This window comes from Pseudomonas sp. SJZ078 (assembly GCF_007828255.1).
GTDB lineage: Bacteria > Pseudomonadota > Gammaproteobacteria > Pseudomonadales > Pseudomonadaceae > Aquipseudomonas.
In genome coordinates this window covers 236,976-256,017 of the sequence record NZ_VIUG01000005.1, presented here as the reverse complement: position 1 = coordinate 256,017, position 19,042 = coordinate 236,976, and the positions used below count along the sequence as shown (strand labels likewise).

20 protein-coding genes and 1 pseudogene are annotated in these 19,042 nt (G+C 62.2%); 8 read left to right on the top strand and 13 right to left on the bottom strand.

Annotated elements, in window-relative coordinates; genetic code table 11:
* Nucleotides 1-592 precede the first annotated feature (592 nt).
* The 3 genes from FBY02_RS07865 to FBY02_RS07855 form a co-directional block, all read right to left on the bottom strand.
* Complete coding sequence (locus tag FBY02_RS07865) at nucleotides 593-973, bottom strand: RidA family protein (RefSeq protein WP_041020290.1); 381 nt, start codon at nucleotides 971-973, stop codon at nucleotides 593-595.
* Nucleotides 974-1,042: 69 nt separating this feature from the next.
* Nucleotides 1,043-1,909, bottom strand: coding sequence for an NmrA family NAD(P)-binding protein (locus tag FBY02_RS07860; protein WP_144925605.1), 867 nt, complete (start codon nucleotides 1,907-1,909; stop codon nucleotides 1,043-1,045).
* Nucleotides 1,910-1,929: 20 nt separating this feature from the next.
* Nucleotides 1,930-2,604 (bottom strand): SOS response-associated peptidase family protein, encoded by a 675-nt coding sequence (locus FBY02_RS07855; RefSeq protein ID WP_144925602.1) that lies wholly within the window; start codon nucleotides 2,602-2,604, stop codon nucleotides 1,930-1,932.
* A gap of 245 nt (nucleotides 2,605-2,849) precedes the next feature.
* Between FBY02_RS07855 and FBY02_RS07850 the strand changes: the two are divergent.
* A pseudogene (locus tag FBY02_RS07850) lies at nucleotides 2,850-3,254 on the top strand (aldo/keto reductase); the annotation flags it as partial.
* On the opposite strand, the gene FBY02_RS07845 reads toward FBY02_RS07850, so the two are convergent.
* Nucleotides 3,251-4,027, bottom strand: coding sequence for an MBL fold metallo-hydrolase (locus FBY02_RS07845; protein ID WP_144925599.1), 777 nt, complete (start codon nucleotides 4,025-4,027; stop codon nucleotides 3,251-3,253). The pseudogene FBY02_RS07850 and the gene FBY02_RS07845 sit on opposite strands and share 4 nt — an antisense overlap.
* 94 nt (nucleotides 4,028-4,121) lie before the next feature.
* On the opposite strand from FBY02_RS07845, the gene FBY02_RS07840 reads away from it, so the two are divergent.
* On the top strand, nucleotides 4,122-5,090 hold the full coding sequence (locus FBY02_RS07840; protein WP_144925596.1) for a GlxA family transcriptional regulator: 969 nt from the start codon (nucleotides 4,122-4,124) through the stop codon (nucleotides 5,088-5,090).
* 12 nt (nucleotides 5,091-5,102) lie between these two features.
* Here FBY02_RS07840 and kefC read toward each other — a convergent pair whose 3' ends face one another.
* The 4 genes from kefC to FBY02_RS07820 all read right to left on the bottom strand — a co-directional run bounded on the left by kefC (nucleotide 5,103) and on the right by FBY02_RS07820 (nucleotide 9,608).
* Complete coding sequence (gene kefC, locus FBY02_RS07835) at nucleotides 5,103-6,929, bottom strand: glutathione-regulated potassium-efflux system protein KefC (RefSeq protein ID WP_144925593.1); 1,827 nt, start codon at nucleotides 6,927-6,929, stop codon at nucleotides 5,103-5,105.
* A gap of 1 nt (nucleotide 6,930) precedes the next feature.
* Entirely contained in the window at nucleotides 6,931-7,452 is a 522-nt protein-coding gene (gene kefF / locus FBY02_RS07830; RefSeq protein ID WP_144925590.1) for a glutathione-regulated potassium-efflux system oxidoreductase KefF, read from the bottom strand.
* Between the two features lie 99 nt (nucleotides 7,453-7,551).
* On the bottom strand, nucleotides 7,552-8,901 hold the full coding sequence (locus FBY02_RS07825; protein WP_144925587.1) for an ATP-binding protein: 1,350 nt from the start codon (nucleotides 8,899-8,901) through the stop codon (nucleotides 7,552-7,554).
* Complete coding sequence (locus FBY02_RS07820) at nucleotides 8,898-9,608, bottom strand: response regulator (protein ID WP_144925584.1); 711 nt, start codon at nucleotides 9,606-9,608, stop codon at nucleotides 8,898-8,900. The genes FBY02_RS07825 and FBY02_RS07820 overlap by 4 nt, the downstream gene beginning before the upstream one ends.
* Before the next feature lie 279 nt (nucleotides 9,609-9,887).
* On the opposite strand from FBY02_RS07820, the gene FBY02_RS07815 reads away from it, so the two are divergent.
* The 4 genes from FBY02_RS07815 to FBY02_RS07800 all read left to right on the top strand — a co-directional run bounded on the left by FBY02_RS07815 (nucleotide 9,888) and on the right by FBY02_RS07800 (nucleotide 12,977).
* Nucleotides 9,888-10,664, top strand: coding sequence for a VacJ family lipoprotein (locus tag FBY02_RS07815; protein ID WP_144925581.1), 777 nt, complete (start codon nucleotides 9,888-9,890; stop codon nucleotides 10,662-10,664).
* Nucleotides 10,657-10,893 (top strand): hypothetical protein, encoded by a 237-nt coding sequence (locus FBY02_RS07810; protein WP_144925578.1) that lies wholly within the window; start codon nucleotides 10,657-10,659, stop codon nucleotides 10,891-10,893. Before FBY02_RS07815 ends, FBY02_RS07810 begins: the two co-directional genes overlap by 8 nt.
* A 157-nt stretch (nucleotides 10,894-11,050) precedes the next feature.
* The gene (locus FBY02_RS07805) at nucleotides 11,051-12,352 is read left to right on the top strand and encodes an Nramp family divalent metal transporter (RefSeq protein WP_047700763.1); all 1,302 of its coding nucleotides are present in this window, start codon (nucleotides 11,051-11,053) and stop codon (nucleotides 12,350-12,352) included.
* Nucleotides 12,353-12,497: 145 nt separating this feature from the next.
* Nucleotides 12,498-12,977 carry a VOC family protein gene (locus FBY02_RS07800; protein WP_144925574.1) on the top strand — a complete coding sequence of 160 codons (480 nt, stop codon included), beginning with the start codon at nucleotides 12,498-12,500 and terminating at the stop codon, nucleotides 12,975-12,977.
* Nucleotides 12,978-13,153: 176 nt separating this feature from the next.
* On the opposite strand, the gene FBY02_RS07795 is transcribed toward FBY02_RS07800, so the two are convergent.
* A complete protein-coding gene (locus tag FBY02_RS07795; RefSeq protein ID WP_144925571.1) occupies nucleotides 13,154-13,555 on the bottom strand; it encodes a RidA family protein in 402 nt (133 codons plus the stop codon).
* Between the two features lie 135 nt (nucleotides 13,556-13,690).
* Between FBY02_RS07795 and FBY02_RS07790 the strand changes: the two genes are divergently transcribed.
* The gene (locus FBY02_RS07790; protein WP_144925567.1) at nucleotides 13,691-14,656 is read left to right on the top strand and encodes a LysR family transcriptional regulator; all 966 of its coding nucleotides are present in this window, start codon (nucleotides 13,691-13,693) and stop codon (nucleotides 14,654-14,656) included.
* A gap of 51 nt (nucleotides 14,657-14,707) precedes the next feature.
* Complete coding sequence (locus tag FBY02_RS07785) at nucleotides 14,708-15,097, top strand: GFA family protein (protein ID WP_144925564.1); 390 nt, start codon at nucleotides 14,708-14,710, stop codon at nucleotides 15,095-15,097.
* A 5-nt stretch (nucleotides 15,098-15,102) separates the two neighbouring features.
* Here the strand turns inward: FBY02_RS07785 and FBY02_RS07780 are convergent, their stop codons facing one another.
* From FBY02_RS07780 to FBY02_RS07765, 4 genes are all read right to left on the bottom strand, one after another.
* The gene (locus FBY02_RS07780; protein ID WP_144925561.1) at nucleotides 15,103-16,563 is read right to left on the bottom strand and encodes an aldehyde dehydrogenase family protein; all 1,461 of its coding nucleotides are present in this window, start codon (nucleotides 16,561-16,563) and stop codon (nucleotides 15,103-15,105) included.
* A 287-nt stretch (nucleotides 16,564-16,850) separates the two neighbouring features.
* The gene (gene tatA / locus FBY02_RS07775; protein WP_144925558.1) at nucleotides 16,851-17,045 is read right to left on the bottom strand and encodes a twin-arginine translocase TatA/TatE family subunit; all 195 of its coding nucleotides are present in this window, start codon (nucleotides 17,043-17,045) and stop codon (nucleotides 16,851-16,853) included.
* 160 nt (nucleotides 17,046-17,205) lie between these two features.
* Entirely contained in the window at nucleotides 17,206-17,919 is a 714-nt protein-coding gene (locus FBY02_RS07770; protein WP_144925555.1) for a cupin domain-containing protein, read from the bottom strand.
* 43 nt (nucleotides 17,920-17,962) lie between these two features.
* On the bottom strand, nucleotides 17,963-18,820 hold the full coding sequence (locus FBY02_RS07765) for a GNAT family N-acetyltransferase (protein ID WP_144925552.1): 858 nt from the start codon (nucleotides 18,818-18,820) through the stop codon (nucleotides 17,963-17,965).
* Nucleotides 18,821-19,042: the final 222 nt, after the last annotated feature.

Genomic DNA, 19,042 nt, shown 5'->3' with positions numbered 1-19,042 from the left:
CTTCGCAGTCAACATCACTTCAAGCTGACCCACCGCTTTGGCGAGCAAGCCCGCTCCCACAGGGGATCTGTGGTGTACGTTGGATCTGTGGGCGCCGGAAAAAACTGTGGGAGCGGGCTTGCTCGCGATGGCGGCTTCGCAGTCAATATCACTTCAAGCTGACCCACCGCTTTCGCGAGCAAGCCCGCTCCCACAAGGGAGTTGTGGTGTACGTTGGATCTGTGGGCGCCGGAAAAAACTGTGGGAGCGGGCTTGCTCGCGATGGCGGCTTCGCAGTCAACATCACTTCAAGCTGACCCACCGCTTTGGCGAGCAAGCCCGCTCCCACAAGGGAGTTGTGGTGTACGTTGGATCTGTGGGCGCCGGAAAAAACTGTGGGAGCGGGCTTGCTCGCGATGGCGGCTTCGCAGTCAACATCACTTCAAGCTGACCCACCGCTTTGGCGAGCAAGCCCGCTCCCACAAGGGAGTTGTGGTGTACGTTGGATCTGTGGGCGCTGGAAAAAACTGTGGGAGCGGGCTTGCTCCGGGCGGCGATCCGACGATGGCGTCGGCCCGGCCACCCCACTGCAAGCAAGCGTGCTGCGATCCCTTCAGCCCTTGGCCGCCATCGCCGTGACTTCCACCCGCATGCCCTCGACCCCCAAGGCCGCCACGCCGATCGCGGCGCGCACCGGCCAGGGTTTGGCGAAGAAGCGTTTGTACACTTCGTTGAAGGCGGCGCGTTCGGTCATGTCGGTGAGGTAGATGGTCAGGTGCAAGACCCGGTCCATGGAACTGCCGGCACGCTCCAGCGCGGTCTTGAGCGCTTGCAACGTACATTCGCTCTGCAGGGTGATGTCGCCCAGTTCCAGGCTGCCATCGGCGCGGGTCGGGATCTGGGTGGTGACCAGCAGGCCGCCGAAGCCGGCGACGTCGGAGGAGATGGAGTCCGCATCCGGGTCGGGAGTGAACGTGATGTCTGGGTTAGCCATGCGGCTCCTCGTGCAGGAAAGGAAAAAGATGCAGTCTACCGTCCATTGGTGCGCCGTTCCCGGTTTCCTTTATCTATCCTCGTTTCGCACCAGCGTCTGAATGTAGGCTTCAATCGTAGTGGTGCCGCGCAGCCCATCCTCGGCAATCTCGAAGCCGTTGTCGACGCTGACCTCGGTCATCCGCGTGTAGGATTGCGCGGCGGCGGGGCTGAAGCCGAGGTCCAGGAATGCATTTTCCCAGCGGTTCCTCGGTATCACCTGCACCTCGACTGGTCGACCGAGCGCCTGGGAAAAAGCCTGCGCGACATCGTTGGGTGAATACAGGCGAGGCCCTTGCACATAACGAACACCAGTGTCGGTCAGCGGCGACAACAGTCTCGTCGCTGCCATTTCGCCCATGTCCCGGGGGGCAACCATAGGTAGCGCCAGGTCGGCGGGAAGCAGGGTGGGCAGCTTGCCTGTGGTGCGAACGGTGTCGAGCAGGCCGTCCCAGTTGCTCATGTAGTAAACGGCGCGATTGATTGCCGCCGGGATCGATTGATTGCGCAAGCCTTCTTCCAGCCCCCACAAGACACTGAGGTCGCCGAGTCGCTCGCCGGGTTGGGCGCCGGCGGTGGATTGGGCGACGATCTTCTCAAGGCCCGAGCCATCCAGCGCAGCAAGAATGTTGGCCACGGTTTGCCGCTCCACCGCATCGGTATCGGTACTCGGAGGGGCTGGCGGGTTGAGGATAAAAGCCCGGCGCCCGAGTCGGAAGGCGGCCCGCAGCGAGTCGATATCCTGGGCATCCGCCTCGATGATCCGAGCGCCTTGGGCGCGCCATTGCTCCCCATGGGCGGCCTTGCGGGTCACAACAATCACCGGCGCTGCCTGGGCCAGCAGCGCCTGGACGGTGGCCGAGCCTACATGTCCCGTCCCCCCCATGATCACATACATGTTTCACCTCCCGCCCAAGGTCAAAGGTTGACCGGGACCTGGGCCGTCATCGCCGGTTCAAGGTGCGGTTTCGCGTTGTTCAGGCGCTCTGCCAATTGTTGTGCCTGCGCCCATCCGAAATCGGGTTCCAGCCAATCGAGTGCCTCGTCTGCGCTCAAAGCCAGGACACGCTGCTGTTGGCTGGCAAGATCGCCATAAGTCACCAGGGCCAGGCCGTCGCAGCCCAAGGCGGTTTCGCTGGCCTGGGCCAGGGCTGCCAGGAAAATCGGGGCCGATTGCCGGGACGTCGTGTAGCTGGAATGTTGCAGCTGGGATTCGGAGGGCGCGTGCGACTCGTACCAGCCCTCCACGGCCACCAGTACCCGACCTTCGCGTTTGATGGGGTCAAAGACCTTGGAGCGCATCACCAGGTGCAGCGGCAGATGCGTCATCGGGGGCATCGTTCCCACCGACCAGATGGGCGACCAGCCCCAACGAACCTTGATGGACTCCAAATGCCCGCCACGACGGCGAATGGCGCTGACTTGCATGTTCGGCTTGATCAGGCTGTGCCGTTCCTGTGGCCCGGTGGGTACTGTCCTGTACAAGTCCAGGTGCGTCACGCTGGTATCGAAACGTCCGTCCGGGGTGTCTCGCTGGGCGAAATACGCCAGGGCGTCTTTTGAAGAAACGTGCTGAACAAAACCCTCACACATGGCGAAACTCCCGGAATCGAAACGCAACCGACCGCTAGCCGCTCGCGTCTCGACTGCTCAAGCGCGTCATCACTGATTCAGCGGTGTCACGGTGTCATGTAGGTCCGAGCCATGCGCAGGGGCTTGGTTCGAAATTCTTCGGAACGGGGAGACGAGCGGCTGTAGCCGTCTGCGCGAGACAGGATGAGCAGTGCAACGGGGGGCCGTTACCGCCGATTCTGATTGATGAAATCCACGAAAGCCCGCAACAGCAGGGCCTCATCCGCCACCTGGGGCTGAGCAACGTCACGGCTGCGCAGGTCAAGCAAGCCCAGGGCATCGCCAACGTGGTGTGTGTACAGAACCACTACAACCTGACCCATCGAGGGGACGAGTCACTGATCGCCGACCTGAACCGGCAGGGTATCGCCTACGTGCCGTTCTTTCCCCTGGGTGGTTTCACGCCGTTGCAATCGCAGACCCTCTCCAGCGTCGCGGCGCGCCTGGAGGCGTCACCGCTGTGCGTTGCGTTGGCGTGGCTGCTGCAACGCTCGCCGAATCTACTCCTGATTCCCGGTACGTCGTCGGTGGCGCACCTGCGGGAAAACCTCACGGCGAGCGAGCTGCGGATTCCGGCGCCGATGCTGGCCGAGTTGGACGCACTGGCCTAAGTGAACGCCAGCGTCTCGCCGTCTTCGGGTACTAGCAGCCGGTCTCCGAGCCCGGCCATTACCGCGGCGTCGCGCAGGGCTGTTCGCGTCGTCGGGCAATGGCTGATCGCTTCGAGATGATTGGCAACCACGGTTCCGCGAGACAGGCGGGTGAACTCGATGGCTTCTTCAATGCCCATGATGATATCGCCGCCCAGATCGAATCGTGCGCCGCCTGCCGGAACCACGCTGACCTGGGGTTGATGGCGCAGCACGAACTCACGCACGGTGGGGGTGAGCAGGGTGTCGCCGGTGAGGTAGACGCTGGGCTCGCCGGGTAGCTCGATCAGGTAACCGACGCCGTGTTCCATCAGCTTGCCCACCAGGCCGCGTCCGTGGGTGCACCTGACGGAGCGCAGGATGCCGCCGAGAAACCCGTTGGCCTGGTCAGGGTCCTTGGCGAGTGGCTGAACATTCAAGCCGCGTTTGGCGAGGTAGCTGGCATCGTGAGCCGTGCAGATGACAGGAATCTGTTTTTCCCTCAACCACCGTTTGGCCGCGCGGTCCAGATGATCGAAATGGCCTTTCTGGCAGTGCGTGATCAGGCAGTGAGTGACGCTCTCCAAGGCTTCTGCCGTAGCGGCCGGCAATTCCACCAATGGATTACGCTGGGTGGCGCCGAACAGTCGCAGCGGCGGCAGCGTGCCCTTGCCAGCGAGCATCGGATCGACGAGCAGGCGATACGGACCGGATTCAAGGATGATCGTGGCGTTGCGGATCTGCTGGATCTTCATGAAGCGTTCCTTGATAGGGAGTGAGGGCCCATGGTGCCGGTCCGGGTGGATGGGCATAATGGCCGGATCTGACATCATTGATTCATTTCATGCCATGTCCCAGACAATCCGAATCGGTCTACTGCTGTTCCCCGGTTGCATGCCCGCCGGCCTCTTCGCTTTCGCCGACCTGCTGCACGCAGCCAATCGCAGAAAGGGGCGGACGCTGTTCGAGGCCACCTATATCGCCTTGCAAGCAGGTCCGGTGGAGTGTGCCCATGGCATCAGCCTCCAGGCGCAGGCGGCGCTGGGGGATTCAGAGCTGGAGGCCATTCTTGTGCCCGGTTTCTGGGCTGAGTCGGCCGAACAGGTGGATGCGCTCATTGCCGGGCAGGCGCCGCTGGTGAAGGCACTGTCGAAACAGCCGCGCCACCTTCGGCTCTGGGCCTATTGCACGGGAGTCTGCCTGTTGGCCGCGGGCGGCCGGTTGGACGGGCAGGGCGCGACGGTGACGTGGTGGCTGGCGCAGGCGATGCAAGCGCGGTATCGCAAAGTGCATTGGCAAAGCGAGCGGAACTGCGTGTTCAACGAGCGGACCGCCACCGCCTCGGGGGTGAACGGTTATTTGCCCATCGCTGAAAAACTGATCGAACGAAGTGTCAGCCGTGATGCGCTGCGCGACATCACCCGATTGATGGTGCTACCGCGTCCAGCCGTCCCTCACGCGGCATTCCAGGGCATTGCCCTGATCCAGCAGCCCGACGGGTTGTTGCGCCGGTTGCACGGGCTGATCGAGCAAATGCCGGCGGAGCGGATCACGGTCAAGACGCTGGCGGACCGGCTTGCCATGTCCGAGCGCACGCTCGCGCGCAAGGTCGGCCGTGAGACAGGCCAGACCGTCGCTGCGTATGCCCGTTGTATCAAGTTGAACCAGGTTGGCGAGCGCCTGACGCTGACCTCGCTGCCCCTTGCCAGCATCGGCGCGGAGCTGGGTTTCAGCAGCAGTTCCAACCTGCAACGGATGTTCAAGGCGCTGACGGGGCTGACGCCGGTGGAGTACCGGCGCCAGTTCGGTCGCGTGTGATGCCGTGAAACGTCAGCTATGCGCTTCATCCGTCTCGTTGCGATGATGCTCAGGCCAGCGGTCGACGGGGCGCGCGCGGTCTTCGTTGAACATGTCCGTGAGCAGCGCATTGGCGCGACGGTAGGCGTCGTGCCGGAACTTGAGGTCATCTTCCGGCTGGGCGACGATTTCTTCCAGCATTTGCAGGTTCAGGCGACGGAACTGATCCGCCCGTTCGCGGGCTTCGTAAGGTCCGACGCCCATCTGCATCAGCGCACGTCGGCCCAGTGACAGCGCACTCTCGAAGGTTTCCCGTTCGGCCGCCTCGACCCCCATCTGCCGCAGGGTGATCAGGTGTCCCATGTCCCGCGCCCGCACGATCAGCTTCAACGTCGGGAAATGCTCCTGGACCAGCCGGGTCAGCGTCAGGTTGTCCTGCTGATCGTCAATGGCATTGATCAGTACCACGGCTTGGGCCGCGCCGGCCGCGTGCAGCAGGTCGAGGCGCGTGGCGTCGCCGTAGAACACTTTCACACCGAATTTGCGCAGCGTCTCGATGTTGTCGGGGTCGTGATCCAGCACCACCACTTCGACGCCACAGGACATCAGCAGGCGGCCGGCGATCTGCCCGAAACGGCCGAACCCGGCAATGATGATGCGCGGGTTCTGCTGATCGACGAGGTCGGATTCTTCACGGTTTTTCTTCGCGACGGACTCCAGGCGACCCAGCAGCAGGATCAGCAGGGGTGTCAGGCACATGGACAGGGCCACCGCCAGCGTCAGGCTCTTGCCCCACTGATCGGTCAGGATGCCGGCCAGCGTCGCGGCACCGAACACCACGAAGGCGAATTCGCTGCCCTGGCCCAGCAACACCGCCTGCCATGAACGTTGGCCGGCAGGTACGTTGAGGAACCGGCTCACTGTCTTGATCACCAGCAGCTTGATCAGGATGAAGCCCAGGGTCAGGGTGGCGACCTTCAACGGCGCGTTGATCAGGGTGCCGAAGTCGATCGACATGCCGACGCCGATGAAGAACAGCCCCAGCAGCAAGCCTTTGAACGGCTCGATGTCGCTTTCCAGGGCATGCCGGTATTCGGAACTGGCCAGCAGCACCCCGGCGAGGAAAGCCCCCATTGCCATCGACAGGCCGGCTTCTTCCAGGAGAAAACCGAAGCCGAACACCAGGAACAGTGCCACGGCGCTGAAGATCTCCCGCAGGCCCGAGCGGGCGGCGAAGCGCAGCAATGGCCGGGTCACATAACGTCCCAGTAGCACAACGACGCTGATGGCCGCGACGATCTTGACGATCGACAGCGCCAGGGCGGTGCCTGAAGGTGTTTCACCGTGGGCCGACAGCAAGGGGATCATGGCGACCAGGGGAATGGCCGCGATATCCTGGAACAACAGCACGGCAAAGCTGCTGCGGCCGACGGCGGTCGACGTCAGGTTGCGTTCATTCATCGCCTGCATGGCGATGGCCGTGGAGGACAGGCTCAGGGTCAGGCCGACCAGCAACGCGGCCGTCCAGTTGAGGCCCAGGGCGGCGCAGAACACTGCGATGGCAGCGCCACAGGCCAGCATCTGCAAGGCTCCGCCACCGAACACCATCCGGCGCAACGCCCACAGCCGTTTGGGGTCGAGCTCAAGCCCGATGATGAACAGCATCAGCACGACGCCGATTTCAGCGAACTCCAGAATGGCCTTGACGTCGGTAATGAGCTTCAGCCCCCACGGGCCGATGACGCACCCGGCCAGCAAGTAACCCAGCACCGGGCCCAGGCCGAACCTGACGGCAATCGGCACGATCAAGGTTGCCGAGGCCAGGTAGATGAGCATCTCGATCAGGCTGTGAGTCTCCATATCAATCTTCCTTCCAGGAGGCCAGGCGGGCGCGATAGTGTTCGATTTGGGCGTGTTGGGCGTGCGATTCGGCGGCATAGGCGCCGTGGACGACCACTGGATCCAGCCAGCGCATGCGGCAATAGAGGGCCGTTGCATGGAGGGGCTGGGCCAACACGGAGAAGCCCGGATGGGTACCGATCTCGAAGTGGTCCGGCTCGCCACCGGTGGTGACGGCCCACAGCAGGCTCTTGTCCTTCAGTGCGGTGGTGCCCCTGCCGTATGCCCAGCCATGGGTGAATACCTTGTCGATCCACAGTTTCAGCAGAGGCGGCATGCTGTACCAGTACATCGGATGCTGGAGGACGACCAGGCCTGCCTGCTCGACGACGCGCTGCTCGGCTTCGACATCGATGTCGAAATCCGGGTAGAGGTCGTAGAGGGACCGTACGACCACGTCCGGGAGGCTGGAGGCACCTTCGAGCATCTGCTGGTTGACCCGCGATTGGTCGGGGTAGGGGTGGGCGTAAACAATCAGGATCATTGGGACGATTCCAGAGCGGGTCCGGGCCAAAAGGCCGGCCATCCTACCGAGGATGGCCCCGGTTGTTTAGGCTTTGTTTGCCAACGGACCCGCGGCAGGTCAGGTCAATGGCAGCGAAACCCGGACTTGCAGTCCGCCATCGCGGCGATTGTCGAGGGTTAACGTTCCACCGTGCTCGAGTACGGTCGCCCGCGCTGCCGACAGGCCGAGCCCGACGCCACCGGTGTGCTTGTTGCGCGAGCCTTCGAGACGAAAGAATGGGGTGAAGACTTGCTCGTGATATTTGGCCTCGATGCCCGGCCCCCGGTCCAGAATGCCGATTTCAACGTGATCGCTCCAGGTCTTGAGCTGGACGCTGGGTTCTGTGCCATATTTGATCGCATTGTCGATCAGGTTCACCAGCGCGCGCTTGAGCCCGATGGGCCGGCCCACGTAAACGAAGCGAGGGGCGCCCTCGAATGCCACTTCGCTGCCGGCGTCCTTGAAATCATCGACGACGGTGTGCAGCAGCTCCGCCAGATCGAAAGCGGTGGCATGTTCGAGCCGTGCGTCGTCGCGGAAAAACTCCAGGGCCGAATTGACCATCGCTTGCATCTCGTCCACGTCCCTGAACAAGCGGGATTGCTGTTCGGTGTCCTCGATGAACTCCCCGCGCAGGCGCATGCGGGTCAACGGCGCGCGCAGGTCGTGGGAGATGGCGGCGAGCATTTGCGTGCGATCTTCGATGAAGTGCTTGAGCTGGGCCTGCATGGCGTTGAAGGCGAGAATGGCCTGGCGGATCTCGTAGGGGCCGATGACTGGAATGGGCGGCGCCTTGTGGTCCACGCCGAAACGCCTGGCGCCTTCGGCGAAGCGTTCCAGCGGCGCGGCCAGGTGCCGGGTGGCGACCAGCGCGACGATAAAAGCCGACAGCAGCATCAGCGTGATGATGATCAGGTTGCGCTCCCATTCCTCCAGGCCCCAGTTGCGCGCGGGCATGGAAAACATCACCCATGAGTGGTCGCTCAGCTCGATCAGCGCGGCGTAGCGCCCGCCGGGCTGGTCGGCGGGCCAGTCGCTCGGCTCGTAGCCTTCTATCCGTGCATCGGGCCTGCCCAGTTGCTGGCGCAGCCGTGCCGCGCCGTCGCTGTACTCCGGGTCGTCGTCGACCACCGGCACGCGCGCCTCGTCATGGTCTTGTAGCCATTGGGTGGTGAATTCGCGGTCACTGGCGGCCTTGGCAATGACGGGCCGCTGTTCAAGCGCTGCCGAGTCGATGATGCGGGCGATGGCGGAGATCTTTTCAAACAGGCCGGTTTCCATCAGGGGCGGGCGTGCCCAGGCTCCGGCCAGTTGGCTGAACAACGCGTTCAGCACCAGCAGCGTCAGCATGGCAACCAGGGTGGTCAGGGCGATCCAGCGCGCCAGGGTATCGCGCGGACGGCGAGTGCCGGGGCTCGGCGGTTTCATCGTTTCACCACCTGGGGGCTGAAATAGTAACCGCTGTTGCGCACGGTGCGGATCATGGTCGCGCCGCTGATATCCGTCTCCAGCTTGCGACGCAAGCGGCTGACCTGAACGTCGATACTGCGGTCAAACGCGTCGAAGGTTTCGCCCCGCGCCAGGTCCAGCAACTGTTGGCGGCTCAGCACCCGGCGCGGGTGTTCGGCGAACACCAGGAGCAGTTCGAACTCGCCCGCAGACAGCGGAATCATGACTTGATCCGGGGAGCGCAATTCACGCCGGGTGACGTCCAACTGCCATTTGTCGAACTCCAGGACCGGCCGCGAGGCGTCGTTCAGCGGGCCCCTGGCTTCGCCGGTACGCCTGAGCACGGCCCGCACCCGGGCCAGCAACTCCCGGGCGTCGAAAGGTTTGGTCAGGTAATCGTCAGCGCCCATCTCCAGGCCGACGACCCGGTCGCTCAACTCTCCCATGGCGGTAAGCATGATGATGCCGACCCTGTGCTCGGCCCGCAGGCGCTGGCAGAGTACCAGGCCGTTGTCTCCTGGCAGCATGACGTCGAGGATGATCAGATCCGGCAGCTGGCGCTCGACCGCCTGCCACAGGGCGGCACCGTCGGCGGCCACATCGACGCTGTAGCCATGTTGTTCGAGGAATTTGCGCAAGAGGGCGAGGACTTCGAGGTCATCGTCAACCAGTAGTAAATGGCTCACAGTGGGTACGTCGGGGTCATGGATACAGGGAGCGATACTAGGATCAATCCGGGCCCTGCGTCATATATTTCAATCCTGCAATGAAGTTGCCGACGGGCAATATTCCGGAAATCTCCAGGCAAGAAAGCAGCGGCAGGATAGCGCCGTTTCCAGACAGTTAAATAGCCGGACAACACCGAACCCTGTAGCGAGGGGATAAATCCCCTCGCCACAGGGGCTGTGTCGGGCCTGACTTTTTAACTGAACGGTATCGCCCATCCTTTGCCGAGATAGCTTTGTATGCCGACGTTCAGACCCGCGCCGCTACGTGTTGGATTTTCTCTGGTCATCATGCTCGCAGCACTCGCCAGCGGTTGCACCAGCACACCCGCTGCAAAGCCCGGCAGTTGCGAGAGTGTTCCGTACACCGTTTACGATCCCGGACAACCCATCAACCGCGGCATCTTTGCCTTCAACCGCACCGTAGACGACTACGCACTGGCCCCCATCGCCCGTGGTTATCGTCATCTTCCGGATGCCGCGCAGACCGGCATGCATAACTTCGTGGCGAACTTCGGCGAGCCCAAGGTGTTCATCAACGACCTGCTGCAAGGCAATGCGCAGCGTTCGGTCAACACCCTGGGGCGTTTTGTCATCAACACCACGGCCGGCATCGTCGGCTTGATCGATGTCTCGGGCAAACTCGGCATCGAGCGCCATGAGGCCGATTTCGGCCAGACCTTCGGCGTCTGGAACCTCGCCCCGGGGCCGACGGTGGAGCTGCCGCTGCTGGGGACGGCCAACCTGAGGGATGCCACCGGTAAGGTGATCAGTTTCGTGGTCGACCCGTTTGGCGGCGACAGCAGCACCGTCGATACCCTGGGCACGATCAATACCGCAGGCGGCATCGTCGATGGCCGCGCCCAGGCGCTGCCGCTGACGGACCAACTGCGGACCGAGCCGGATTACTACCTGGCCCTGCGCGACGCGATCGCGCAGCAGCGCGCCGATGTTGTCGCGCAAGGCAAACTGGGGGCGGTCACCCCACAATGCGAGGAGGAGCAGGCCGATGACTAACGACGCGCTGATTCTGCGGCGAAGTGTGAAGGCGCTCGGCCAGGGTGGTCTGCAGTGCCGAGAGGTCGAACTACGGTTGGCGGAGGATGGCGATCATGTGCTGCTCAGCCGCTACGTCGAACGCTACCGCCATGAGCAAGGCGGTGAGTGCGTCGTCCAGCAGCATCAGGTGTCGATGACGCACTTGATTCGCTGGATGATGGCGCATGGGGAGCGGGTGAGGGCATAGCCGGGTGCGCTGGCCGGTGGAAACCTCACGCAGCGCCCACGTATCCACAGGTTGCGCCAAGAAACATTTTTACACAGTTCGATGTTGTACGATGTCGTATCTAGTGTGTTCGACTGTCTCCGTTTCTTACAAAAAAAATAAACGGAGACTCCCCCTCATGACGAGCATTCCTTCCGTCAAGGACCCGGCAGCAGCGTCCACGCAAAGCCGTTTCGTGCGCCTGTTGAAGCTGCTTGGCCCCGGCATCATCGCGGTACTGGCGTGGCTGGGCGCAGGCGACCTCATTACCTCTTCCGTGGCCGGTGCGAACTACGGCTACGCCATGATGTGGGTGCTGGCAGTGTCCTTGCTGTTGCGATTCCTGATCGTCAACATCATCGCGCGCTTCCAGCTCTGCAATAACCAGGGCATGACCATCCTGCAGGGCTATGCCCAACTCAATCCGTTTTTCGCCTGGTTCCTCTTGGTCTATGCGCTGCTGATGGGGCATTTGATGAATGCCTACATGATCAAGGGCGCCGGTGAGGCACTGGCCATGCTGCTGAAGATCGACCGCCCGTTGCTCTGTTCGGTGGCGGTGGTGCTGGCGGTGTGGCTGCTGGTTGGCCGCAATATCTACTCGATGATCGAAGGGGTGATGAAGGCGCTGCTGGCGATCATGACGCTGGCGTTTCTGGCCCTGGCCGTCATGTCCGGCCCGGATGTTGCCGGTATCGTCAAAGGCACCATCGGCTTCAGCATTCCTCCCGACGAGGGCGTGCACGGAGCGCTGTTGGTGGCTGTCTCGGTGATCGGTGCGGTCGCGGGCTCCATCGCCAACTTCGTCCACCCTTATGTCATGCGCCAGAAGGGTTGGACAGGCCCTGAGCACAAGCGCGTCCAGCGCAATGACCTGCTGTTCGCGGTGTTCGTCGGGATCGTCATCAATCTGGCGATCTGGATTGTCGGTGCGGAAATCCTCCGGCCCAATGGCATCGAGGTCAACACCCTGGGGGATCTGGGCAAGGCGCTGGAGATGTTCTTCGGCCCGATCGGTTGGTACATCTTTTTCGTCGGGGTATTCGCCACGCTGTTCGCCAGTATTTCGGGCAAGACCACGGCATTCCCGATGCTTATCACCGACGCCTTCCAGCACGTGCGCCCCGAGCGCCGGGAGCGCTATGGCAAGGAGTTCCACCGCGATCCGATGCACAAATGGTTCATGCTGTTTATCCTGGTGACCCCGCTGGTCTGGTCGCTGCCCGGCATGCCGGACTTCGTCACGCTGACCATCGGCGTCAATGCCCTGAACATCGTTGGCTTGCCGGTCATTTCCCTGGGCCTGCTGATCATGTCCAACCAGAAGTCGTTGCTGGGCAAGGAGTACCGCAACAACCTGTTCGAAAACATTGCGCTGGCCTTTGCCACGGGCCTGGCGCTGTGGGTTGCCTTCCAGTTGGGGGTGGAACTGTTTGCCTGAAGCTTGGATCTGGAAGCCGTGGGTGATCCGTCACCGCGGCTTTTCAGCCAGCGGTGTTCGAGGTGCAAAACCGTTCATCACTTGTTCGATCCCGGAAAAAGTGCACTGCTAGACTGCATCGACCAATCCCTCTCGGAGAAGTCGGATGAATAACAAGAACAGGATCTGTCTCTGGTACGAAGGTGATGCCGTGGCGGCAGCGCAGTTCTACGCTGCGACGTTCCCGGACAGTGCCGTGCAAGCCGTCCATCACGCGCCTGGCGATTATCCGTCGGGCAAGGAAGGCGATGTGTTGACGGTGGAGTTCACGGTGATGGGTATTCCCTGCATCGGGCTGAACGGCGGCCCGGTGTTCAAGCACAACGAGTCCTTCTCTTTCCAGGTGTCCACCGAGGACCAGGCCGAAACCGACCGTTTCTGGAATGCGATTGTCGGTAACGGCGGTGAGGCAAGTGTCTGCGGCTGGTGCAAGGACAAGTGGGGGCTGTCATGGCAAATCAGCCCACGCGTCCTGACCGACGCCGTCGCCGGCCCCGATAAAGCCGCCGCCAAGCGCGCGTTCGAGGCCATGATGCAAATGACGAAGATCGACATCGCGGCGATTGAAGCGGCGTTGAAAGGCTAGCCGGTCAGCGACTGTCCTACCGCTTTCGCGAGCAAGCCCGCTCCCACACTGGATCTTCAGTGGGCTCGGTATCAGCAGCCCCCTCAAAACCCTGTGGGAGCGGGCTTGCCCGCGAAGGCGCCGGCACATCCAGCCTCGATCCAACGGACCTACCGCTATCGCGAGCAGGCACTGACTCACCGCCCAGCGTCAGGCAACCTGGCAATCACCTTGATCTCGAATTGAAATCCATACAGCCACGTCACCCCCACCGCCGTCAGTGTCGGGTGCGGTGCGTTGCCCCAGAATTCAGGCACCACTTTCCAGATCGTCTCGAACTTCGATTCGGGATCGACCATGAATACGGTGACGTCCACCACATCGTCAAAGGTGCAATCGGCTGCGGCGAGAATCGCTTCCAGGTTGGTGAATGCACGGCGGACCTGAACCTCGAGATCGGCCTCAGGTGAACCGTCGTCGGTGCTGCCGACTTGCCCCGATACGAAAAGAAAACCATTGGACCGGATCGCCGGCGAATAACGATTACGCTCGTAAAGCGCCTGGCGTCCAGGTGGGAAAACTACATCGCGCGTTGTCATGGGAACCTCCATCGGAATCAGGTGAGAAATCAACGATGAAGTCACTCTAGGGGCTTGTGTCCGGGCGATAAACGCGCAACCTTGGCGATCACTGTTTGTGAAATCCAAACAATCTGATCGATACGCGGAGCCGCAATGGATCGTTTCGATGCGATGCAGGCATTTGCCCGGGTGGTGGAGGCGGGCAGTTTCACCAAGGCCGCCGAGACCCTGCACATGAGCAAGACCACCGTGACCCAGCTGGTGCAACAGTTGGAGGCGCGCCTGCGGGTCAAGCTGCTCAACCGCACGACACGCAAGGTCAACGTCACTGCCCAGGGTGCCGTCTACTACCAACGGGTGTTGCGCTTGCTCGCCGACATGGAGGATGCCGAAACCAGCCTGTCCGATGCCCAGGCCCTCCCCAGGGGCCGCTTGCGGGTAGACGTCCCGAGCCCGCTGGCCGCGCTGATCCTGATGCCGGCGCTGCCGACGTTCCATGAGCGCTACCCGGATATCCAGATCGACATGGGCGTCAGCGATCGCATCGTGGACATCATCGATGAAAACGTCGACTGCGTGGTGCGCGGCGGAGAACTGACGGATCAGTCGCTGATCGCCCGGCGCATCGGTGATCTTGAGCTGGGCGTCTTCGCGGCGCCGAGCTACCTGGCGCGTGTCGGCACGCCCGCGCATCCACGAGACCTCGAAGACTCCCTGCATCGTATCGTCGGCTTTCTCTGGGCCCGCACCGGCAAAGCCGTGCCCTATGCCATGCACAACGACAATGAGCACCTGCACATCAACGGGCGCTACGCCCTGGCCGTCGACGACGGCAACGCCTACCTCGCGGCGGGCCTGGCGGGGTTGGGGGTGCTATGGCTACCCAAGTACATGTCCAGGCCCCACGAAGCCAACGGCGGACTGGTGCCGCTTTTCGAAACGTGGCGCATCGACCCGATGCCGCTCTACCTGGCGTACCCGCCGAACCGGCATATCAGTGCCAGGTTGAGAGTATTCATCGAATGGATGGTGGCATTGATGGCGCAGCATGCGCCGGTTGCTGATCGAAGTGGTGTCCAGGCAGGCGTCTTGCCGGGCAACAAAGGATTAAACCCGTAGCGACGAGAAGGGTCGAAGGCTTACACCGCTAGATTGCAGAGGAGACGCACCATGGACCGATTCACCGGCGGCTGCCTGTGCGGCAACGTTCGCTTCGAAGCGTCGGGGCGACCTTACCGGGTCGGCCTCTGCCACTGTCTCGACTGTCGCAAGCACCATGGCGCGCTTTTTTACGCGGCAGCCATGTTCCCCCAGGAGGCGGTCAAGATCGAAGGTGAAACCCGCGACTATGCCGGCCGCTGCTTTTGCCCCCGCTGCGGCTCGCCGGTCTTCGCCCGCAGCGGTGATGAGATTGAAGTGAACCTGGGAAGCCTGGATGCTCCTGACCAGCTGATGCCTAGCTACGAATGCTGGACCGTGCGTCGCGAGGCGTGGCTGCCGGCGTTTCCGTTGACGCGATACGAACATGATCGTGAAGGGAAAGGCCGGACCGAGCAGTAGGGCGATCAACCAAACCCGACAATCGCCTTGACCTCCATGTACTCCTCAAACCCGTGAACCCCGAACTCCCGGCCGTTGCCTGAGCGCTTGTAACCGCCAAACGGCGCCAACGGGTTCCACGCCGGGTAGTTCAACAGCACCTGCCCGGCGCGGATGCGCGAGGCCACGGCGCGTACCGTTTCAAGGTCCTGGCCTTGCACATGGGCGCTGAGGCCGTAGACAGTGTCGTTCGCCAGGGCGATGGCTTCTTCCACTGTGTCATAGGGGATGAGGCACAGCACCGGGCCAAAGATTTCTTCCTGGGCGATGCGCATGGCGTTATCCACCTCGGAGAAGACTGTTGGGCGGGCATAGAAGCCTTTTGCAAAACCCGGCACCCGTCCTGGGCCGCCGCAGAGGAGTTTGGCGCCGTCGTTCAAGCCCGCCTCTATCATGGTTTGCACGCGATTGAACTGGGCTTCGTTGGCGATGGGCCCGAGTTGCGTTTCTTCCGACCGGGGATCGCCGACGATGATCCCGTCGACGGTGGCGGTGACCAATGCTTCGACTTCCGCCAGCCGGTTCCTGGGCACGATCATCCGGGTCGGCGCGCTGCAGGACTGGCCGACATTACGGAACGCCGACATCACCCCGGGCGGCACGGCCTTGGCGAAGTCAGCGTCCGGCAAGAAGACGTTTGGCGATTTGCCGCCCAGTTCCTGGGTGACGCGCTTGACCGTCGGGGCGGCGGCCTGGGCCACCAGCGCGCCCGCGCGGTTGGAGCCGGTGATGGAGATCATGTCGATATCGGGATGCGCCGCCATGGCTGCGCCGACGTCGGCACCGCTGCCATTCACCAGATTGAACACACCAGGTGGAAGGCCCGCGTCATGCAGCAGTTGGGCGAACAGCAGGGCGCTCAGCGGTGAGAGTTCGCTGGGCTTGAGCACCACGGTGCAACCAGCGGCAATCGCCGGGGCGACTTTGGCGGTGATCTGGTAGAGCGGCCAGTTCCATGGTGTGATAAGGGCGCAGATACCAATGGCCTCGCGTTGAATGGCGGTGCCATTTTCGACCTTCTGAAATGGATACGTGGACAGCACATCACGGGCCACCCGAACGTGTTCGGCGGCCAGCGGCACCTGCATGGACCGTGCGAAGCCAATGGCCGCGCCCATTTCCAGCGACAATGCCTGGGCCAGCACTTCCTTGCGCTCAAGGATCAGCTCATGGATTTTTCCCAGGATCGAAACGCGGGTTTCCACCGAGGTGGCGGACCAATCGGCGAACGCGGTGCGCGCGGCCGCCACTGCCCGGTCGACGTCTTCGGTGGAACCCCGAGCGACTTCGGCGATCACTTCCTCGGTCGCCGGATTGAACACCTCTTGTGTAACCAGGTGGACCGGCGGCGACCACATGCCATTGATATAGAACTGCCGACACATTTGCGGGTCGACGCTGTAGGGGTTCGAAGATTGGGTCGTCATGCAATGGGCTCCCATTGAGTGGTGAAAGCGCTGCCAGCAGCAGATCGTGGTGTCGTCTCTGCTCAATAAACTAGCAAGGCGGCCCTGAGGGGATATGCCGTTCTTGAGGTCGGTGAAGGAGAATCTGCTGTATATCGAGTCAACTTCACGAGAACGTAATGCAGACCGATTCGAGACAACGCTGCGCCAGGATCACGCGCTTGCTGCATGGGGCGATGCCAGCATCAGTCGGCATTCAAGGGACGAGGCCACCCGTGATATTTGCCGAAATTGATGGTGAATGGCGTTCAGTACTTTTTCGCCTGGTCCGTAGGCTGTTCTTCAATGGCTGACTTGTTGTCATCTCCCATGGCCTTGCGGAACCCCTTGATCGTGTCGCCGATATCCGAGCCCAACCCCCTCAGGCGTTTGGTGCCGAACAGCATGATCACGATCAGCAGGATGATCAGAAACTTGCCGATACTGATGCCGCCTATTCCCATGATGTGTGCTCCGTAATAAGTGGTCGATGGATCGGGGAAGGATGAAGGCTCACGCCAGCGTGGACATGACGGCGTTGTATCATCGGGCCTTTCGCCCCAGGCCGAACCTCAATGGTGCCCGCGGATCAGTATCATCCGCGGGCACCCAACACTGTTCGTGTTATTTGACAACGTAGAGCTTGCGAACGTAGACGGTGCTCTTCCAGGCGCATGGAACGCCTTTGGGCACAAATACCGTATCGCCGGCGTTGACCACCAGCTCACTGCCGTCCGCTGCCTGCAGGGTGACGCTGCCTTCGATCAGGTGCATCAGCTCGTGCAGCTTGTGGGGGCGCGACCGGCGCGTATAGGGTGTCGAATCCCAGACGCCAATGAGCAGATTGGTTGGTTCTTCGACGAACATGCTGTGTGAGCGGCATTGCGGTGTCGGGCTGAGCAGAATCTCGGCGTCCGGGGGATTGGAGGGGGAGAGCGTGGCGAGCGGGTCGAGCAGCGTGAGACCTGGACTGCGCTCACCGATGCTCTGGATATCGGCGCAGAACGCCCAAACGGCGTCCCCTTGCACCTCAACCCGCAGCGGCGAGCCGCGGCCGATCACGGCGCTGCCGCCGGGGCCCAGATCAAGAGTACTGTCATGGCTCTGCAGGATGACTCGTCCGGAATGGACCACGATCATTTCGGCATAAGGATACTCATCGATGTTGAACTGGCCGCGGGCCTCGACCACCCCGGCGGTGATATCTCCCGGGCTGGTATAGGCGGTTTTGCGCTGCGCGCCGAAAGGATCTCCGGCGCCCAATTGACCAGGGATAAAGGTAGTCGAGACAGGGGTGCCATCGGCGCGAGCCAGCAGCACTGAGGTGGGTTCTGACATCTGGGGTTCTCCAGGTAGGGTAAGTAGGGGAGTCGTGTGGCCGTCAGCCAATGGCCTGGCTCACCAGGGCGAATTGCTTGACGCCGCCGACGGACTGAGGGGGCGTCCCGCGTGCCATCTGCGCAACCTTGTCGACCTGTTTCAGACCCGCTGCGTCGAGCCAGTCGGACAGGCCGCAATCCGCCGGAGTATCAATACGGAAGAACTGATCCGGTACCCGTGCCAACAACGTAGCTATCAGGTGTTTGGCCTGCTCCGGATTCTGCGCGACGATCGGTCCGACGCAGTGGCCTCGGCCGAAGGGGCGCAGGATGGCGAATGCGCGAAGTTGGCCATCGCGTTCGATACCGACCGCGTGTTCGACGACATCGGACAGATCGTTGAGTACGGTTTCCCGGTCCAGACCGCTGCCGGCATTGGCCAGTTCGAGTAGGCGAGCCCGGTCGGCGACGGTCAAGGGCCGACACTGTTCACCGGCTGACAGGGCAGGGGGATCGATGGCTTGCGCCTGGCCCTGATGCTGCAGGATGTGACCGAACTCGACAAAGCCCTGGCTGATATAAAGCGGGGCACCGGCCAATGTGGCGTTGAGGATAGCGGTGCGTGGCGTGCTGGCCTCCAGGGCCAGATCCATCAATTTGCGCCCGATGCCCTGGCCTTGGTAATCATCACTGACGATAACCAGGCCGATAGTGGCATAAGCGCCCTGTGGGCAAGTGAATGCCGTACCGATCAAGCGATCGCCATCTTCGGCGACGAAGCCCTCCGCGATGCGCTGCAACATGGCCCAATCCTCCAGGCGGTGAGGCCACTTCAGTCGGACCGACAAGGCGTGGGCTGCTGTTACATCGGCGGCGGTCATCGGACGGTAGCGATACGATGGCTTCTGCGAGACGGACATGGCAGATCTCCATTAGGGGTGGGGACGGTGGCAAATTTCACCGGCGATGGAGGCTATATCCCACTTGCCACGAGGCCTGACAAGGGGGGCGGGTCAATTCGGCAGATTCCCCACGCGAGAGCTTTTCGGGCCCAATTTTTTACTTAAATGAGACCCGTTGGCAGCAATAAATACTTGGAAAAAAAGGCGCCCGGATGGGCGCCTCAAGGCTAAGGAGCGTGG

What these genes read in the sequence shown, in the direction of transcription:
- FBY02_RS07825 (WP_144925587.1), bottom strand. Translation starts at nt 8,901, where the DNA reads ATGAAACCGCCGAGCCCCGGCACTCGCCGTCCGCGCGATACCCTGGCG.
- FBY02_RS07795 (WP_144925571.1), bottom strand. Translation starts at nt 13,555, where the DNA reads ATGACAACGCGCGATGTAGTTTTCCCACCTGGACGCCAGGCGCTTTAC.
- tatA (WP_144925558.1), bottom strand. Translation starts at nt 17,045, where the DNA reads ATGGGAATAGGCGGCATCAGTATCGGCAAGTTTCTGATCATCCTGCTG.
- FBY02_RS07780 (WP_144925561.1), bottom strand. Translation starts at nt 16,563, where the DNA reads ATGACGACCCAATCTTCGAACCCCTACAGCGTCGACCCGCAAATGTGT.
- FBY02_RS07800 (WP_144925574.1), top strand. Translation starts at nt 12,498, where the DNA reads ATGAATAACAAGAACAGGATCTGTCTCTGGTACGAAGGTGATGCCGTG.
- kefF (WP_144925590.1), bottom strand. Translation starts at nt 7,452, where the DNA reads ATGATCCTGATTGTTTACGCCCACCCCTACCCCGACCAATCGCGGGTC.
- FBY02_RS07790 (WP_144925567.1), top strand. Translation starts at nt 13,691, where the DNA reads ATGGATCGTTTCGATGCGATGCAGGCATTTGCCCGGGTGGTGGAGGCG.
- FBY02_RS07815 (WP_144925581.1), top strand. Translation starts at nt 9,888, where the DNA reads ATGCCGACGTTCAGACCCGCGCCGCTACGTGTTGGATTTTCTCTGGTC.
- FBY02_RS07765 (WP_144925552.1), bottom strand. Translation starts at nt 18,820, where the DNA reads ATGTCCGTCTCGCAGAAGCCATCGTATCGCTACCGTCCGATGACCGCC.
- FBY02_RS07860 (WP_144925605.1), bottom strand. Translation starts at nt 1,909, where the DNA reads ATGTATGTGATCATGGGGGGGACGGGACATGTAGGCTCGGCCACCGTC.
- FBY02_RS07840 (WP_144925596.1), top strand. Translation starts at nt 4,122, where the DNA reads ATGTCCCAGACAATCCGAATCGGTCTACTGCTGTTCCCCGGTTGCATG.
- FBY02_RS07770 (WP_144925555.1), bottom strand. Translation starts at nt 17,919, where the DNA reads ATGTCAGAACCCACCTCAGTGCTGCTGGCTCGCGCCGATGGCACCCCT.
- FBY02_RS07810 (WP_144925578.1), top strand. Translation starts at nt 10,657, where the DNA reads ATGACTAACGACGCGCTGATTCTGCGGCGAAGTGTGAAGGCGCTCGGC.
- FBY02_RS07845 (WP_144925599.1), bottom strand. Translation starts at nt 4,027, where the DNA reads ATGAAGATCCAGCAGATCCGCAACGCCACGATCATCCTTGAATCCGGT.
- kefC (WP_144925593.1), bottom strand. Translation starts at nt 6,929, where the DNA reads ATGGAGACTCACAGCCTGATCGAGATGCTCATCTACCTGGCCTCGGCA.
- FBY02_RS07805 (WP_047700763.1), top strand. Translation starts at nt 11,051, where the DNA reads ATGACGAGCATTCCTTCCGTCAAGGACCCGGCAGCAGCGTCCACGCAA.
- FBY02_RS07785 (WP_144925564.1), top strand. Translation starts at nt 14,708, where the DNA reads ATGGACCGATTCACCGGCGGCTGCCTGTGCGGCAACGTTCGCTTCGAA.
- FBY02_RS07865 (WP_041020290.1), bottom strand. Translation starts at nt 973, where the DNA reads ATGGCTAACCCAGACATCACGTTCACTCCCGACCCGGATGCGGACTCC.
- FBY02_RS07855 (WP_144925602.1), bottom strand. Translation starts at nt 2,604, where the DNA reads ATGTGTGAGGGTTTTGTTCAGCACGTTTCTTCAAAAGACGCCCTGGCG.